Origin of the sequence: Micromonospora sp. NPDC051196 (assembly GCF_040682415.1) — a bacterium.
GTDB lineage: Bacteria > Actinomycetota > Actinomycetes > Mycobacteriales > Micromonosporaceae > Micromonospora.
Genome location: NZ_JBFBAY010000009.1, coordinates 79,692 through 96,669, shown reverse-complemented (window position 1 = coordinate 96,669; position 16,978 = coordinate 79,692). Strand labels below are relative to the sequence as shown.

At 70.6% G+C, this 16,978-nt stretch carries 14 protein-coding genes; 4 read left to right on the top strand and 10 right to left on the bottom strand.

Annotated elements, in window-relative coordinates:
* Positions 1-22: 22 nt before the first annotated feature.
* The 5 genes from AB0M35_RS18625 to AB0M35_RS18605 all read right to left on the bottom strand — a co-directional run bounded on the left by AB0M35_RS18625 (position 23) and on the right by AB0M35_RS18605 (position 3,696).
* The gene (locus AB0M35_RS18625; protein ID WP_363746788.1) at positions 23-1,252 is read right to left on the bottom strand and encodes a hypothetical protein; all 1,230 of its coding nucleotides are present in this window, start codon (positions 1,250-1,252) and stop codon (positions 23-25) included.
* A gap of 1 nt (position 1,253) precedes the next feature.
* Positions 1,254-1,997, bottom strand: coding sequence for a hypothetical protein (locus AB0M35_RS18620; protein ID WP_363746787.1), 744 nt, complete (start codon positions 1,995-1,997; stop codon positions 1,254-1,256).
* 60 nt (positions 1,998-2,057) lie between these two features.
* Positions 2,058-2,405, bottom strand: a complete 348-nt coding sequence (locus AB0M35_RS18615; RefSeq protein ID WP_363746786.1) for a hypothetical protein — start codon at positions 2,403-2,405, stop codon at positions 2,058-2,060.
* Between the two features lie 62 nt (positions 2,406-2,467).
* Positions 2,468-3,145, bottom strand: coding sequence for a hypothetical protein (locus AB0M35_RS18610; RefSeq protein ID WP_363746785.1), 678 nt, complete (start codon positions 3,143-3,145; stop codon positions 2,468-2,470).
* Complete coding sequence (locus AB0M35_RS18605; protein WP_363746784.1) at positions 3,142-3,696, bottom strand: hypothetical protein; 555 nt, start codon at positions 3,694-3,696, stop codon at positions 3,142-3,144. The genes AB0M35_RS18610 and AB0M35_RS18605 overlap by 4 nt, the downstream gene beginning before the upstream one ends.
* Before the next feature lie 637 nt (positions 3,697-4,333).
* Here AB0M35_RS18605 and AB0M35_RS18600 point away from each other — a divergent pair.
* On the top strand, positions 4,334-5,158 hold the full coding sequence (locus AB0M35_RS18600) for a hypothetical protein (protein WP_363746783.1): 825 nt from the start codon (positions 4,334-4,336) through the stop codon (positions 5,156-5,158).
* Positions 5,159-5,330: 172 nt separating this feature from the next.
* On the opposite strand, the gene AB0M35_RS18595 is transcribed toward AB0M35_RS18600, so the two are convergent.
* Positions 5,331-6,239, bottom strand: coding sequence for a zf-HC2 domain-containing protein (locus AB0M35_RS18595; RefSeq protein WP_363746782.1), 909 nt, complete (start codon positions 6,237-6,239; stop codon positions 5,331-5,333).
* An 89-nt stretch (positions 6,240-6,328) separates the two neighbouring features.
* A complete protein-coding gene (locus AB0M35_RS18590) occupies positions 6,329-6,898 on the bottom strand; it encodes a sigma-70 family RNA polymerase sigma factor (RefSeq protein ID WP_363746781.1) in 570 nt (189 codons plus the stop codon).
* Between the two features lie 364 nt (positions 6,899-7,262).
* Between AB0M35_RS18590 and AB0M35_RS18585 the strand changes: the two genes are divergently transcribed.
* On the top strand, positions 7,263-8,903 hold the full coding sequence (locus AB0M35_RS18585) for a ricin-type beta-trefoil lectin domain protein (protein ID WP_363746780.1): 1,641 nt from the start codon (positions 7,263-7,265) through the stop codon (positions 8,901-8,903).
* Positions 8,904-8,984: 81 nt separating this feature from the next.
* Here the strand turns inward: AB0M35_RS18585 and AB0M35_RS18580 are convergent, their stop codons facing one another.
* Positions 8,985-10,496, bottom strand: a complete 1,512-nt coding sequence (locus tag AB0M35_RS18580) for a S8 family serine peptidase (protein WP_363746779.1) — start codon at positions 10,494-10,496, stop codon at positions 8,985-8,987.
* Between the two features lie 239 nt (positions 10,497-10,735).
* On the opposite strand from AB0M35_RS18580, the gene AB0M35_RS18575 reads away from it, so the two are divergent.
* Positions 10,736-13,006, top strand: a complete 2,271-nt coding sequence (locus AB0M35_RS18575) for a hypothetical protein (RefSeq protein WP_363746778.1) — start codon at positions 10,736-10,738, stop codon at positions 13,004-13,006.
* Here the strand turns inward: AB0M35_RS18575 and AB0M35_RS18570 are convergent.
* Both AB0M35_RS18570 and AB0M35_RS18565 read right to left on the bottom strand, forming a co-directional pair.
* Entirely contained in the window at positions 12,985-14,586 is a 1,602-nt protein-coding gene (locus tag AB0M35_RS18570) for a hypothetical protein (RefSeq protein WP_363746777.1), read from the bottom strand. The genes AB0M35_RS18575 and AB0M35_RS18570 overlap by 22 nt on opposite strands.
* Before the next feature lie 270 nt (positions 14,587-14,856).
* Positions 14,857-16,083 carry a ricin-type beta-trefoil lectin domain protein gene (locus tag AB0M35_RS18565; protein WP_363746776.1) on the bottom strand — a complete coding sequence of 409 codons (1,227 nt, stop codon included), beginning with the start codon at positions 16,081-16,083 and terminating at the stop codon, positions 14,857-14,859.
* A gap of 301 nt (positions 16,084-16,384) precedes the next feature.
* Here AB0M35_RS18565 and AB0M35_RS18560 point away from each other — a divergent pair, with 301 nt between their 5' ends.
* On the top strand, positions 16,385-16,972 hold the full coding sequence (locus AB0M35_RS18560; protein WP_363746775.1) for a hypothetical protein: 588 nt from the start codon (positions 16,385-16,387) through the stop codon (positions 16,970-16,972).
* The last annotated feature ends 6 nt before the right edge of the window (positions 16,973-16,978 follow it).

Genomic DNA, 16,978 nt, shown 5'->3' with positions numbered 1-16,978 from the left:
CTTCTCCTTGTCGCGGCATCGGCTAGTCCCGGTCCCCGAGGGCACCGCTGGCGATATCGCTGGCGTGTTTGTGGGTGCTGCGCGCCCCACTGGCGGTCTTCTGCACGACGCTGGCGCCCTGGCCCACCGTCCAGGCAGCAGCGCCGACGGCGCCACCGGCGACGCGCCGCGCCGCCGTGCCGGCTGCGGCCAACCGGCTCCCGGAACCACCGGACGAACCGCCACCGGAACCACCGGAGCCACCGCCACCGGACGATCCGCCACCGGACGATCCGCCCGAGCCACCGCCAGTGGGTGTGCTGTTGCCGCTCGGCGGCTTGGGCTTGCCCGAGATGGCGCCGGCGGCCTGGCCGCCGGCTCCGGCGATCTTCTTGGCTCCGGTCGCGACGGCACCCGCCGCGGCGGCGCCGGCCGCCATGCCCGTACCGGTGCTGTCCCGCGAGCCGAGCGTCGCCATCGCCGGCACGACCAGCCGCATCAGTGCGGGCAGTGCGACCGCGGCCATCAGCAGGACGGCGGCGCCAGCGAGTTTGTAGTGTTTGGCGTTGTCTCCGGTGGCACCGATCATCGCCGCACCCGAATACATGATCAGACCGACCACCGGTTTGAAGGCCAGCCAGGCGACCATCCAGGCGATGTGCTTGCGCCACCAGCCCCCGCCCCACTCGGACATCGAGGCCGCGGCGGCCAGCGGAAGCGTGCCGGTGAGCAGCACCATCACGCCGAGCCGGATGTACATCAGGATGATGTGGACGCAGCCGGCGATCAGCAGTAGGAGGCCAACGATGATCAGCAGGAAGGCGGTGAGCCCGTCGGTGCCGCAGTTGGCGATCAGCTTGAGCTGTGCCTTGATGCCCTCTTCGTAGAGGTGGTGCGAGTAGACGTCCGCCTCGCTGGCGAGCCAGTTGGCCACGGTCCACGCGGCACCCACCGTGAGGACCATCCGGACCAGGCCCATCAGCGCCACGGTCAGCGGCTGCCCCTTCCGTTCCAGCGCCACCCGGAAGGCCGCCGCCAGCAGCGAGGCGACCGCGATCGTGACGACCAGCCAGTCGGTCTGCATGTGGATGCTCTCGTTGAGCTGCTGGTCGCCGAGCGTGGGGATGTCGCCCAGATTGGCGAAGAGTTCGACGGCGGCACCCATGATCGCGCCGGCGATGTCGCTGAGAATGCCGTCGATGCCCCGCTCGAAGAAGCCGACGACCTGCCCGATCGTGCCGATGTAGACGGCGTCACCGGTAGCGCACTCCACGTCACACCTCGTCCCAGAGCACGAAGCCGACGAGGGAGACGACGGGGGCGGCCCGGGTGTGCAGGCCGCCCGAGTTCAGCGGCCGGAGCTGCCAGTCGACGCCGGTCCAGTCCACCGTGTAGTCGACGGCGGCGTACAGGACGTTGGCCTGCCGGATCAGCACCCGGACGGTGGCCGTGGCCGGCGAATACCGCAACACCAGGAACCCGGCCAGCGTGTTGACGGTCTGCACCGGCCCGGTCTCGCCCATCGACGCCCGCATCGCGTCGAAGTAGTCCCGCCCCAGTCCGGGCACGAGTTGCTGTTGGCTGACCGTACGCCAGTCGGGGCCACTCATCTGGCGGGAAATGGTGTGCACCGCCATCACCGCCCCCATCGGGGTGTGCGCGAAGCACCACAGCAGCGGTCCGGTGGTCTTCCGGGGCCCCGCCGAGGCGGAGCGCGGCACCTGCGCCCCGTTGAGCGGCCGCCACGAGATGTCGGTGGGTGCCGTGGTCGGGAGGCGCTGCTCGGAGTCGTCGGTGCGGCAGCCCTGCGGCCGGGTGCCGTCCGGTCCGAGTGCGCCGATCACCGGCCCAGGAGCGGCCGCGACGCTCGGGCTGGCATCCCGGCCGCCCCCGATCGCGGCGACCGTGCCGGTACAGAGGGCGAGGGCGAGAAACCCGGCCGACAGCTGCCAGCGGCGGTGCTGCCAGAACGGCTTCTCCTGATCCGCCTCGTCGTCGGATGCGTATCTCAGTCTCATGGCACCTTCCCGGTTCGCCGTGACCGGCTGGATCCTGTGGTCCTCGCGTGGTCAGTCGGTCTAGGTGCCGGACGTTCCCGTACCGAACACCCAGCTGACGATGGGCCCGGCGGTGGCGACCAGGATGCAGCCGCCCAACACCATGCCGAGCCGGCTCATGTGCTCCGAGCTCTCGCCACGCTTGTGCGAGATGGCCATCACCGCGCCGGTGATCAGGACACCGACCACACCGGCCGCCGTGCCTCCCCAGGCGATCAGGCTCAGCACCTGCTGGACCTTTGTGGCGAGACCGGTCGGCAGCGTCCCGTTGATCGAGGGCTGCGGCACCGTGCCGCCGGCCGGGTCGGGTGCCGCGAGCAGGGTCGTGACCCGGGCCAGGCTGCTGTAGTAGATGTCGGAGAGGGACACTGCGACTCCTTGAAATCGGACGTTGGTTGTTTCGGCTGGCTCGGCGGTGCTGCGCCGAGTGGTCAGTCGGTGAGGGCGAGCCACCTGACGAACGGGCCGGCGGTGGTCGCGATCAGGCAGGCGGTGAAGACGAAGGCGATGCTTCTCGTGTACTCGGTTCGCTCTTCCATGGCGCCCCGACGCAGCTGCGCGGCCAGCGTCGCGCCGGTGATCAGCAGGCCGGCCACTGCGGCGGCGCTCACCAGCCACGCCATCAGGTTGAGCAGGTTCGCGACCGACTTCTTCGGATTCGTGTTGACGGTGTACGCCTCGATCACCGGCGGCTCGAAGTTGACCGTGTTGATCGGGCTGTCGCACTGGAACTTCCCGGCGTGCACGGCACCCGAGAGCGTGCAGCTGCGCGCTCCGGTGATGTCGACGTTGTCCTTGGTCACCGACTCACCGGCGAGACCGGTGTGCATCTCGATGTCGATCTTCACGCTGTCGCCCGGCGTGTACGGGGCACTCATGTCGAAGGTTCCGTGGGTCGATCCCCGCTTGCCCGTACAGACCCGGTCACTGCCGCGCGGGTTCTTCATGGTGGTGTCGGTCTTCAGGCAGAGGGTGTAGAGGAAGGCAGCGCCGCCGGCATGGACCTGCAGGGTGTACTCGTCCGCCGCCACGGCAGCCGGAGGTGCCAGCAGGCCCAGCCCCAGCACGGCAACGGCGACGACGAGTACGTTGCGGACGATCCTGCTCACGACCGCCTCCGTACGTCGGAGTGGTCAGCCACAAGCGTGGACAGCCGGCCCAGTTGCCTCGGCAGCCGTTTCGGCCCCTCGCCCACCCGCAAGCAGGCCATCCAGGGCACCCGGTGCACCGGGGCGATCGACCGCAGCAGGCGGATCCGGCCGAGCAACGGCGCCGGCAGCCGAACGGGAGCGTCGGCGATCAACACCACCCCGACCAGCTGCATCCCGGCCGGGTGACGACCCTCCCGCAGGGCGTGCAGCGCGCGGGAGACCGCCCGCAACCCCTCCAGGTTCGTCCGCCCGACCACCATGACCCGGGCGGGTTCGGCGAGGGCCGGATCCGGCCAGCGGCAGCCGATGTCGGTGCCGCCCAACAGCCGGGCCAGCGTGGTCGCGCCCGCACCACCGTGCGCGCCGATCCACCCGATGCCGTGCTCGGAGAGGCTGTCGCGCCGCCAGGCCGGGCCGTCGTCGTACGCCGGCCCGGCGAGCGGTTCGTCCAGCCCCGGTCGGCCGGCCGAGACCCCCGGTCGCCGTACCGCCACGGACCCGTTGCCCACCTGCCCCGCCTCCCTTCTCTGCTCGCTCTCTCGCTCACCGGGCACACCCCACGCACCGGTGACGGCCGCTTAACGGCGCGGGCGGTCAGTCGGTTCAGGACGAGTTCGGAGTTTTTTCCTCGACCCGCTCTCGTCCCCGCCTCTCTCCCGCCAGAACGCAGACGCATCCAGCCGGATCCCGCGACGCCGACCACTGCCTCACCGCCCGTGGCCCTCCCGCCCGTAGCGGTCTCGCTGGCTGCGGCCCTGGTCAGCGTCGGTCGCGTACCCGCCGTCGAGAGTCTGTGGGTGGAGCAGACGCACGCCCGTACGACGGACCCGCTCAGCACAGCGCGCGACCACGCCTTGAGCCGCGCCCACCAGGCCAGAGCTCTTAGCGTGAAGGAGTACCTCGATCACCGCGCTACCCCGGCCAGCCATCCAGCCGAGGAGAAGGAATCGCACGAGCACAACTGGACCACCGCTGAATACACGTGTGTGGCCTGCCACACCCGACAGCGGTGCGAAAACTCGAGCGAACGGGTGAACCGACGTTCCGGGCGCCCCGTAGTGCGTGCATCGCCCGCTCCGAAGGACGAACCGCTCCGGCCGGGGCGGCGGCAGCGGGGAATCTCGTTCGATCAAGCAGGAGGATCAGGTGGATCCAAACGAGGACAGTCCAAACAGCAGCGACTACGAGAGCGCACAAAGCCACTTCACCGGCGGCAGCGGCGGTAACAGCGACGACGGCTTGGAATCAACGGCGCCCAATCTGGCGTACGAGCCGAGCATCCAGCAGCTGGCGAGGGCCTTCACTGGTGAATCGTGGCAGGTGAGTAGTCGTCGGGGCAGCGAGACGGTGGCCCTTCAAGATCGGGCTGATCAACAGGGCTTCGATGTCCTGCGTTGGCGTGGTCAGGCGTGGGAGGTCGTCTCAGACGAAGGCCGGCGTAACCAGATCCTGTCCGGTAGCGCGTTCCTCTTGCAGGCCGGGGGCCTGCTGGCCAACAACACGCAGGCCTATGCCGCCGGTGTCGCGGCTGGCGGTGCACAGGGGCTCAACACCATCTTGACCGCGGCGTGGAACCGCTGGCAGATCCAGCGGCATCCCGACCAGTCCCACCAGAACCCGAACTACTGGCAGGCGGCAGTCGCTCTCGCCAACATGGCTGGCCAGATCGCCTACGGCAGCCTGACCCCCTCGAACCCGCAGGCATCCGGATACGGCGCCGCCATCGCGGGCGTGGCCTATATGGCAAGTGGCGTGGTCCCCTCGGCCGGCCTGTACCAACCGTCACCCGATCAGCAGCAGGCGCCCCGCCAGCACGACCTGGAGTCCGGCGCGCGATCCAACGCTTCGGTCGCCAGCGCTGCCGGGCAGGGCAGCGCCCGTTCTTCCGAACATAGGGAGCGCAGGAACTCGGCACAGACTTCGGGTCACAGTTCTGGGCAAGGCGGTGAGAGAAGGCGCGGCCGACGGTAGCTGATACGAGCGGCGCGCGGCGGGTTGCTCGCCTTCACCTCGTTCGTGGGCCCGGGTCAGAAACATGGCTCGGGTCCACTCCAGTTGGTGCCCGACACCGTGGGCCCCCAGCCCGGCTGCCGACGCCCCCACGACTCGGCTTCGAGCGCGGCGGCCGAACCAACCGTGTCGATCAGCGCGGCGAGGCCGGGTTGCGGGCGATCGGGGCTGTCACGATCGCGGAGCCGTCGGTCAGCCCGACGGTGATGAAGGACAGCTCGTCGACCGGGAGGGACGTCTCGCCAGCCACCTCCTGCGGCCCGGACGTGGCGGTCCAGTCGCGAACGACGTGGGTGGCACCGTCGCGGGTCACCGCGAACAACCGGTATCGGGTGCCCTGCCGCAGGCCGGTGGCGGTGATCCGGATCGTGGCGCTGCCCTGCTCTCCGGCGGTGATCACGACGGAGAGGCCGGCCCCGTAGCCGGGCGCCTCCCCCGTGGCGGTCAGCACCGGATCGGTACGGCCCGTCCATTCGTTGACCGCCACCACGCCGCCGGCCAGCGCCAGGACAACCGCCGCCGCGCCGGCCCAGAGCGCCCGTCGTCGACGCCAGGAGCCGGCCGTCGTTCCCGGACGCGTGCCGGAGGTACGCCTACCCGCCGGACGACTGCCGGCCGGGCGGGCCGGGCCGGCACCCGACACGTCGCCGCGCTGCCTCGTTATCGCCGCGTCGTCGGCCGCGGCGGCGCTGTCGGGATCATCGGAGCGCTGGAGATCGCCGGTGCCGGGTGACGGCGCATCGGCGGAGACGGCGGGGGTGGCGCCGAGCGCACCCGTCGACGCGGCAGCGCCGGACGCGGAGATGCCCGACGCGGGCGGCGTCGTGCCGGCGTCGGTGGAGGGCTCGGACAGGAGCGGGTCGTCGGTGGGCAGTGACCAGTCCACGTCGTCCAGCCCGGCCAGGCCACTGATCGACGGGCCGATCTCGGCCGCCTCGTCCAGGCAGTGCCAGCAGTCGGCGAGGTGCGCCTCGAACGACTCGCGCTCGGCGTCGTCCAAGGCGCCCATCAGGTAGAGGGCCAGCCTCTCCTGATCGGCCACGGAGTGATCCCCGCCTACGCGCATCCAGCCCTCTCCTCAACGGGTCGGCACCACGCGGTGTGTCTGTCTGGGTCCGGGCGACCTCGGGATCAGGACGACTCGGTCGAGCCGATCGCGGCATGCAGTGCGCGTACCGCGTAATAGGCTCTGGATTTTACCGTACCCTCGGGTATCCCCAGCCGCACCGCCGCCTCGGCCACCGAGGCGCCCCGGTAGTACATCTCGATCAGCACGGCCCGGTGCTCCGGGCTGATCTTTCCGAGCGCGAGCCGCACCGCGTGCACGTTCACCACCCGGTCCATCTCGTCGTCCGTGGTGGGGACCCGGTTCAGGTCCGGCAGGCTGACCTCGGGCGGCCGGGCCTGCCGCGCCCGCATCGCGTCGATCGCCACATGCCGAGCCACCGTGTAGAGCCACGGAGCGATCTTCGACGGATCGGCGGCGAGCCTGTCCGCGTTGCGCCAGGCACGCAGGAACGTCTCCTGCACCAGGTCCTCGGCGAGTTCCTGCTGCCCGAGCAACAGGCGGGCGAGGAAGCGGTGCAGGGGTCGACGGTACTCCTCGACCAACTGTCTGAGCAGAGCCTCGGCGGTGGACGGCTCGACGACGACACCGTCCGAAGCAGACGACCCGACCGCCTCATTGGGCACCGCCGACACAGACCGCCTCCCTGACGGACGGATGGCATCCTGCCGGCCGGGTGGACGTTGCTCGCCCTCGCGGCCCTGATGACGAGCATAGTCGTACGGATTCGGGGGGACGGCGTTGAGGTCGCCCGTTGCCGGGTCGCAGCATCGACGAAGGTAGACACGAGTGAGTCGATCCTGGTCAGCATGGCTAAGCTCCACTTGGGTCGGTACAGTCCGGTCTGTCGCTCGCACGGCGGTGCTGTCCCATAGACGGATGGATGTGGCCACCGGTTCAGATTCGTCCGGCACCGATTGAAAGAATCCACATCGGCTTTGAACGCCAGACGGTGGAGATCCGTCACGACAGGTGTCGCCACGCCGAAAGGGATGGCCCGTGACAACCGACCTCGTACCCAAGAAGTTCAGCTTCGGCCGGACGCCGCGCAAGGTGCTCGCGGCCGTGCTGGCCGCGCTGGCGATCCTCTCCGCCGTCGTCGCCACCATCAACTGGGGCGTCGCCTCGGCCCGCGACGACACCGTGATCGGCGCGAAGGTCACCGAGAAACAGCTCAACGCCATCGTCGCCGCGGCCCGCTCGTGCCCGATGCTCACCCCGGCACGGATCGCCGGGCAGCTGATGGCCGAGTCCGGGCTCGACAACCGGGCGCGGGACACCGCCTCCGGCGGTAAGGGCATCGCCGGCCTGAACGACGACGACTGGAAGAGGTGGAAGCCGTGGCCGGACGCCCGCCGCTCCGACATCGCCGCCAACGTGCTGGCGCTCGCCCATCAGATGTGCGATTTCAGCGGCCAACTCCGACAGGCCGGCATCGCCGGTGACCAGTGGCGGGTGGCGGTCGGCGCCTTCCACAGCGGGATGCCTGCGGTCATCCGGGCCAAGGGCGTACCCGTCGACACCGTCGAGTACGTCGACCTGGTCAGCGGTTACGCCGGGTACTACGGCCAGCTCAAGCAGTTCGGTGGGCCCGGTGTGCCGGCCTCGACCGCCCCGCCCGCCAGCGACACGAAGGGGGTGCCCGCCCCGTACGTTCCGCTGGTGGTCACCGCCGGGTCGGTCTGCGAGCAGGTCACCCCGGCGATGGTCGCCGCCCAGGTGATGGCGTTGTCCGGATTCGACGCCCACCAGCTCGGTCCGGACGGGCAGCGCGGGATCGCGCAGTTCCTGCCCGAGGTGTGGCAGAGCTACGGCCCGAGCCGTGGTTCGGCCTGGGACCCGGAGACGGCGATCCCGGCGGTGGGCAACGCGATGTGTGGTCTGATCGATGAGCTGTCCAAGCTCGACGGTGACCCCTACCTGCTGGCCCTGACCGCCTACCGCAACGGCCCCACCGCCGTACGCCAGAGTGGTGGCAGTTTCGACCAGCCGACCGAGACGTTCCTGCGTGCGGTGAAGGCGCTCACCGACCTCTACGTGCTGGACACCCGACTGGCCCGGCCCACGCCGGCTGATACTCCCACCACGACGCCGCCGTCCTCGAAGGCGCCCGACCCGGACGCGAGCGAGCCGGCGGCAGATCCGGACAGGTCACCGTCGCCGACTCCGACTTCGCGTGCCACGTCGCCGTCGACCAAGCCCCCGGCCGAGGCGAAGCCGACGACCGCCGCGCCGAAGACGACGGCACCCAAGCCCGAGCGCCCTTCCGGGGCCAAGCAGATCTTCCATCCGCGTACCGGGCTCTGCGTCAGCTCCGGCAGCACCGGCGACGGCACTCGGCTCGAGTTGCGCAGTTGCAAGGAGGATCCGGCGCAGTGGTGGGTGGTCCGCAACGACGGCACCATCCGCTCGCGCGGGTTGTGCATGGACATCGCCTGGGGTGGTTCCGACGACGGCACCGCGATCCAGGTGGCCTACTGCAGCGGCAACCCGGCACAGTCCTGGAGCATCAACGACAAGGGCGGCATCATCAGCAGGCTCAACGGCAAGGCCGTCGACGTCGAGATGGGCGCCAGCAACAAACCGCTCGAACTCTGGATCTACGTCGGCAACTCCGAGCAGACCTGGAAGCTGCGGTAACCACTGACCGATCCGAAAGACACGGAAACGGGGTACGGACGGCGTCCGTACCCCGTTTCCGTGACCGGGGAGCGTGGCGGTTCAGCTGTAGGCGCGACGTCGGTGCAGGCCAAGCGCCAGGAAGGCACCACCGCCGAGCAGAGCGACCCCGATCAGGACGAGGGTGGCCATGCCGCCTCCCCCACCACCATCGCCGCTCGAACCGGCTCCGGTGGGCTGCTCGCCCTCCAAGGTCCGGGCGAGCGACACCGCCGGGTTGATCATTCCGGCGCCGTACCTGCTGTCCGGGGTCTCCTCGCCCAGCGCGTCGGCGGTGCCCTGGATGCGCTCCTCGACCTGGGTCGCGCTCAGCTCCGGATAGGCCGACCGCACGAGTGCTGCCTGCCCGGCCACGAACGCGACGGCGAAGCGGGTGCCGCTGTAGCTCAACGTTCCGGCCTTGCCGGGTCCGATGCCGATCACGTCCGCGCCGGGGGCGACCACCTCCACCGCGTCCGGTTGGTAGTCCTCGACCAACTTGTTGTCGGCGCCGACCCCGCCGACCAGCAGCAGGGCGCCGGTGGCCTTGGGCTCGCTGGGCGACGGCAGCGTGACCGGCTTGGTCGGCGCGCCCGCCACCACGACCACGTCGTGGTTCAGGGCGGTGGTGAGTGAGGCGGTGACCGCCGGAGCCGACAGGTCGACATGTGAGCCGAGTGCGACCACCGAGGCACCGGCGCTCACCGCCACCTCGATGGCGTTCGCCGCGTCGGTGGCCCGGGCGGTGCCCGACCTGCCGACCATCCGGACCGGCAGGACCGTGGCGTCGGGGGCGAGACCGACCGGCGTCTGCTGGATGCCGGTGTTCGCCGCGATGATGCTCGCCATCGCGGTGCCCGTTCCCAGACAGTCGGTGTCCCCGCGCCCGTTGCCGACGGTGACGTCCGCGCCGACCGTCACCCGGCCGCTGAGCTGTTCGAGCCGACCATCCACACCGGAGTCGACGACGGCAACCATGACGCCGTTGCCCCGGCTGAGGTCCCACGCGCCGTCGACGGCCAACCGCAGTTGAGCCCAGTCCGAACGGCTGCTGGATCCGGCGACCGCAGTACAGCCGGCGGTGCTGCCCGTACCGCTGGGCGACGGGCTCTGGCTGGGGCTGCCCGAGGGCGTCGGGGTGTTGGCGGGCGTCGGGGTGTTGGCGGGTTTCGCGGTGCCGGTGGGCCGGGGCGACGTGGTGGGCGTCTTCGGTCCGGACGGGATCTGCCCGTACTCCACCCCCTCGCCGACCGCGTCCCACGGCAACACCAGATACCAACCACGGTTGAGCCGGGCCGGGTCGGTCAGGCTCGCCCCGTCGGGCTGCACCCGACCGGCGTTGAGGTTGTAGATCTCTGCGGACCGTTCACCGCTGCCGAGGAACCGGGTCGCGATCTCGGTGAGATTCTCCGGCTGTCCCTGGTACGCCGCCGTGACGACGTAGTACTTGACGTATGCCTGCGGGTCCAGTGGAGCCTTCCGGGCCGTCGCCGTACCGGCCATCGCCACGACCATGCAGCAGACGGCCACCACGCCCGCGATCAGGCGTCCTATGTTGGGGCGCTTCGCCAGCACTGATGTTCCTCCTTCAGTAGCCCGGCCGAAACCCCGGCCGACACCCTCTACAGCGGATTTGGACGGTATCCGTTCAAACCGATCGAGAAAAAACGTTCAAACTCAGCTGAACCAGCGTCCCGTGACCATCGTCATGATGACGTAAGGGCCACGAGACCAGATGATGTGGTGGTTCGCCGGCCGTCACCCGCACGCTGAAACCCTGCGGACGTTGGTGAAAGCAGATGTACGCCACGACCATGACGATCGACGCGGACGACAACCAGCCGGTGATTGCTCACCGCTTCGACCCTCGCCGGCACCGGCGGATTCCCGGCCTGTTCGATCTCTGGCTGGCCTCCGGCGCACGCGGGGGTCTGGTGCTGCCGGCCAGCCCCGGTCGGCCGCTGACCGCGCGGGCCATCACCGATTTGGTTCTGCGCTCCGGTGAGGCTGCCGACGACGTGCGGATCCTGACCGACGACGGCGCCCGGCACGCCGAACTGTTCAGTGAGGTGGCCGGGCTACTCGCCCACGACGTCCTGGTCAGCCCTGAGGGCGCGGAGATCCGGCAGCACGGCGGGCGCGGTGGACCGCTGCACGCGGTGCCGATCGACCGCAAGGCCCGCCGGGCCCGGGACTGGCTGGTGATCCAGCCGCCCGATCTGGCCACGCCGTTGCCCGGCTGGTTCACCGTCGAAAGCGGTCTGGTCCGCCCTCGCACGGGCGTGGTGAGTCTGCCCCTGCACGGCGGTGTGGTCCTGGCCACCCGGGCCGACTTCGTCACCCGCCGGGCCACCGCGCACCGGCTCGGCGCGGCTGCCGACGGGCTGGTCACCGTCGCGGTCACCGCCCGCGCCGGCGGCTTCCTGATCGGTGACTACGGCGGTACGCAGCGGGTCTACCGCGGCGATCAGCTCGCCGCGCTCCTCGGCGATCTCCCGCTCTACGGCAGCGACCTGCGGCTCTGGCTGACCTGGCCATCCGATCCGGAGGAGCAGCAGAGCCTCGGTGTGCATGCCCGGGAACTGGCCGAGACGACCGGAGCCACGGTCTGGACTCCCCCGCCGGGTGGCAGCGCCGAGTTGATCGACGGCCGGCAGGACCTGCGCGCACTCGACCATGCGGGTCGACCCGCCGAGTGGCACGCGTACCGGCCGCCGTTCGCCGCCGGCCCACCGGCGCTGCGTTCGACCCCGACCGGCCTGCTCGTGCCGACGTCGGCTCGGCTCAGCGTCACGGCGCACCCCACGTCGCCACCCACCGTCGATCCGGAGGAGACCGAGCAGCCACCTGAGCTGTCGGCCGGGGGGACAGCCAGCACTGCGGCGGCGACCGACGAGTCGCCCGCCCGCCAATCACCCGAGCCGCCAGAGGACCAGGCCGAACCGCCGGACCAGGCCGAACCGCTGGCGGAGCAGGTCGAACCGCCGGACCAGGCCGAACCGCCGACGGAGCCGGAGAAGAAGCCGGCGGAACAGGTCGACGAGCCGGCAGACCAGGCCGAGCAGCCGAACCAGGCCGAACCGCCGGTGGAGCAGGTCGACGAGCCGGCGGAACAGGACGAAGCGCAGGCGGAGTCAGCCGACGAGCCGGCGGAACCGACCGCGGAGCAGGTACGGACCGCAGCGGAGGCGGCGGAGCCGACCGCCGTTCCGACGACTCCGCTGCCCCGTCCCGCCCTGACCGGTGAGGACCGCCGGGCCCCGGCGTACGGCCTGGCCTGGCTCTCCCCGAGGCAGCAGGTCAACGCCGAGCGGTTCGAGGCGTTCGTCGCCTCGCCGGTCGACGCCCAGGCGGTCGGCGACGGACTGCCCGGTGCCGAACTCTTCCTGCTCGCATTCCTCGATCCACGGTCGGTGCCCGACGGTCGCCAACTGCTGCGGGTGCGGGTGGAGCCGGGCGGGGCGATCCCGATGGCCGCGCTCCGCGCCCACCTGCCCGCACGCCTGCAACACCTACGTGGTCTGCGCGAGGCGTACCTGCTGCCGGCGGCGCGGTTGGATCGGGCCAGCGCGGTGGACACGTTCACGATGGACCACGCCGGCCGGCTGACGTCGGCCGGCGATTGTGCGGGCGAGCCACTGTCGATCCGCTGTGCCGCTACCGCCCGGTCGATCGCTGGGCTGCCCAACGAGGTCCGACGCTGGCCGGCCTTCGGCACTCGTCGGGCCTACGCTCTGCTGCCCGCCGACCGCGTCCGTCTGCCGCGTCACTGGCTGCGGCTGTACCGCCACCAGCCGCCGGTGCGGGCGGGACGGCTGATGGTGGAACTACGGGTGCCGAGGGATCGCGCGATCGACGTGACGGCAACGGCCGACCTGCTCGCCCCGCTGGACCGGGTCCGCAGCCGGGCCGAAGCACTACGTGCCGCACAGGTGGAGCTGATCCTCGCCAGCCGCTCCTACCCCCGGGTGCGGGTCCGCCGTCTGTACCGCGCCGAGGCAGGTGCCTGGCAGCGGGTACCGCGCCTGGAGCCGGGTCCGCTGCCGAGCGTCCTGAACCGGCTTCAGTCCCCGCCGCCGAGCTGAGCCGACCACCGGCCGTACGGGACCGGACCGATCACCAGCGGAACGCAGCGACCGCCGGAGCCGGCGGCGAGCCCACGCATGCCCGCGCCCGCGTCCGCCGGCAGACCTGTGATGATCACGATGTACGGCTCCGATCCGAAGTCGTCCGGCGCGGGCCAGGAGGTCAGGCGACGGCAGCCGTCGAGGCTCTCGACACCGAGCGCGTCACCGACGACGGCGACGACGACACCGGCCTCATGCAACTGCCGGGCGTACGCCGCCGCCAGCCGGCGACACTCGTCCACGGCGCCGACCAGGGTGAACACGTCCGGCGCCCGCCCCAGGTCGATCTGCAACCGCCACGGCCCCCGGCGTCCCAGCACCAGCGGCACGGCGGCGGTGGGCGTCGGCTCGTGGTCGGCGAGCCAGGCATAGGCGGCAGTTGTCGGGCCGGTCGTGACGCCGACCAGGCGTACCAGGATCGGGCCGAGGTCGGTGCTCAGTTCGGTTCGGACGTACGGCACCTCACCGTCGACCGGCAACGCCGGCCGGGGCGGTCCTGTCTCGTCCGGTGTTCCTGGCTGTTGCGCTGCCACCGACGGGCCGGCGGGTGTGGCTGTCGCCGGACCGGCAATCGGAGGCCACTCGGGCGGGGACGCCGACGGCATCGGACCCGGCCCGGAGGCTGGCCGGGCCGCCGCCCCTGGATCGGGGGCCGCCGGCGTCCTCGCATCGGAGGGCTCGGGCGTCCCTGCACCCGGGGCTGCCGGCAGCGGCGGCTCGGCGGTCGCCGCTGGGCCGGGTGCCGGTGCTGGGGCCGGCTCCGTGTCCGCCGCCACGGTGACCGACACCCGTGGCGCCGCTGCTGGAACCGGCCTCGGGCCAGGTCGGGGTGCCGACGGGGTGGCGCCGGTGCGTGCGGCGAGTTCGGCCGGTGTGGGGGTGTGGTGCCGCTCCGGCGGCCACGGCCCGTCATCGAGGGTCACCGAACGCATCCGGTAGGCCCGTCGGGGCAGCACCAGGATCGCGACGACGGCGAGCGCCAGTGCCAGCGCACCTGCCCCGATCCGCACCATGCCGGGAGTCACATCGGCCAGGATCGACGGCCCGGCCTCTGCCCGAGGTCCGCTCGCGGCCGGAGCCGTCGGTTCGGCTGCCGAAGCTGCGGTGGCCGACGGCGATCCGACGGCGCTCGGCGAGGGTGACGGGACCCTCGGTGTCGGTGACGCGGAACTCGGCGAGGGGGTCACCGGGCTCGGCGTCGAGCGTGGGGTCGGCGGTCGGATCGCCGGTAGGCGGCCGGTCCGCACTCCCGGCCCGTCCGCGTCCTTCGGCAACACGAGGATCCAGCCGGGCGCGAGTTCGACGCCGTCGGTGAAGGTCGCCCCGTCGGGCTGTTCCCGACCCCGGTTCAGCTCGATGATCTCCCGGAACCGGTTGCCGTTGCCGAGGGTGCGCAGCGCGATGCTGTACAGATAGTCCCGCTGGCCGTTGACCGGCGGCCCGACGACGTAGTACTTGCCGGTTTCCTCGGGGGCGGCGGCGGTGACCGGAGTCCCGGCGGCGAGTGGGACGAACAGGACCGTCAGCAGCAGCGACAAGGTCCACCAGTGGCTCGCCCGCCAGCGGCGTATCCGGTGCGACCCCGCCGATGTCTGCGGGGCCGACCTCGACGCCCGGCCCCGACCAGCTGACTGCATTGCTGTCCTTTCGTTTCCTCGCGCTCCGCGGCACCCGATGCAAAGGCCCGGCGAACCGTGCATGCCCGTCATGTCGGCGGCGTTCCACTGCGGACTGTTCCTACCAGTCACTTCCGCTGCCCTCCGCAGTGGACGAGCAGGATCCTGCCACCGGCTCGGACCCGGTCGGGTTCAGCGGCCCACCGGTTGCCAGGTCTGGTTGGCCTGCCCGGGAGCGCACTTCCAGATCTGTAGGGCAGCACCGTCGGCCGACTTCCAGTCACGGACGTCGACACACTTGCCCGAGTGCGGGTTGCGCAGCATGCCGGCCTCGACGACCCAGACCTGCGCCGGGCCGCCGTTGCAGTGCGCCAGTTGCACCTTGGCGCCGTTGTCCCGGGACGCCCAGGCGACGTCCATGCACTTGTCGAGCGCCATCAGGGATCCGTTGGGTCCGTTCGAGAACGACTGCGCCGGGCTGTTGTTGCACTTCCAGAGCTGCAACTGCACGCCGTCGGCGGAGACGCCCCTGGGCACGTCGATGCACTTGCCCTGGTATCCGCGCAGGGCGAAGGCGGCGGCGTCCGAGACGGCGGGCTGGTCGACGGTCTGCCGTACGGGGGCCCCGCCGTTTCGGAAGGTGACCACGAAGTCGGCGCATCCGGGGCAACTGAGCACGGTCTCGTTGCCCGGCACCCGGTCATGGGTGGACCACAGGTAGGCGCGTGGCCCGAAGGGGCGAAGTGCGGCGGTGTAGGCGCTCTCCGCGTCCCGCTCGGGGTTGACGCAGTTGATCCGATCCCCGCGGTTGGGATCGATCACAGCGTGCGCCTCGGGGCAGGCGGCGAGCAACTGTCCACCGGAGCAGTCCCACCTGACGCAGGTTCCCGCCACCGGGGCGGGCGGCCCGCCGGGCGCCTCGATCGTGATCGTCAACGAGAGCGCGTCGACGTAGCTGACGTTGTACCAGGGCGCACCCGAGTTGTTCTGGTCGAAGTTGAACTCGGCCAGGCTCACCGGTTCCGCGCCCCGCTCGCAGCGATCCGGAAAGACCCCGCAGTCACCGACGAGACATTTGAAGGTGCTGCCCGGCTCTCCGCTGCACCGTTGCCGGGCGAAGAACCTTCCGCGCCAATGGCCGGGATCGCCGTCGTCGGGAATGACGAGCGTTTTCGACTCCCCGGGTCGCAGGACGGGCAGGCCGCTGATCGGTCGTGAGCCGTCGCCGCTCTCACCGGCACCGATCCACAGCGTCTCGCCGGTGGAGTTGACGAACTTCACGCGTTCCCCGACGACCGCGTCCGACCTGCTCGACATGACCACGACCAGACCGAGGGCGAGCACCATGATGGTCAGGAGCGCGACCCTCCTGCCCAGCCGAGCCTTGCGGCCCGAGAACAAGCCCGTACCCACCGTCATACTGCCCTCCGTTGGCTCAACAGGCGGACGCACCAGGTCCGTTGAATGTGTGCGGCAGGCGCACGCCCGCATGACGGCGCGCGAGGCCTGCCGGTTCAACCGCACCTGCCCTCGGTTGGCAGACATCGACCGGGATTCGTCCTTATCGCAGTTCACCGTCGACTCCGGTCGGCCCGGTCGGGTCTGCCCTGTGGTCCCGCCGCCCGTAATGATCGGAAAGTGCGCACTTATGAATAAGCGCACCCGGGCCCGGTCACCTAACGTGTTCGCTAAATTACCCAGCTCTCTGGATGGAGTCCACATGACAGTGGCCAAGGAGCATGCCGCTCGGCGTGGGGTGATCGGTGCGATCAACGAAGCGCATCACCGTGCGGTTCTGGGGCTGTACATGATCATCGTACTCGCCCACTGGGCCGAGCACCTGGTTCAGGCCTACCAGATCTGGGTGCTGGGCTGGGCCCGGCCACAGGCCCGCGGCGTCCTGGGCATGCCGTTCCCGTGGCTGGTCAGCTCGGAGTGGATGCACTACGCGTACGCGATCGTCATGTTGATCGGCCTCTTCGCCCTGCGTCCCGGTTTCGTCGGTCGAGCCCGCACATGGTGGACGATCGCCCTGGCAATCCAGTTCTGGCACCACATCGAGCACCTGTTCCTGCTCATCCAGGTGCAGGCCGGCTTCCTGCTGCCGGGCACGACCGTGCCGACGAGCTTCGCCCAGTTCCTGATCCCCCGCGTCGAGCTGCACCTGTTCTACAACTCGATCGTCTTCCTGCCGATGCTGGTCGCGATGTACCTGCACCTGCGTCCCAACGAGCGGGAGTTGCAGCTGCAGAAATGCAACTGCACCCAAGAAGGCCGCCAGCGGCTTGCCGCCAACTCTGGCAGCTGACCGGCC

Excerpts from the sequence above, each read along its gene's own strand:
- AB0M35_RS18575 (WP_363746778.1), top strand. The coding sequence starts at position 10,736 with ATGACGATCGACGCGGACGACAACCAGCCGGTGATTGCTCACCGCTTC.
- AB0M35_RS18565 (WP_363746776.1), bottom strand. The coding sequence starts at position 16,083 with ATGACGGTGGGTACGGGCTTGTTCTCGGGCCGCAAGGCTCGGCTGGGC.
- AB0M35_RS18620 (WP_363746787.1), bottom strand. The coding sequence starts at position 1,997 with ATGAGACTGAGATACGCATCCGACGACGAGGCGGATCAGGAGAAGCCG.
- AB0M35_RS18560 (WP_363746775.1), top strand. The coding sequence starts at position 16,385 with ATGACAGTGGCCAAGGAGCATGCCGCTCGGCGTGGGGTGATCGGTGCG.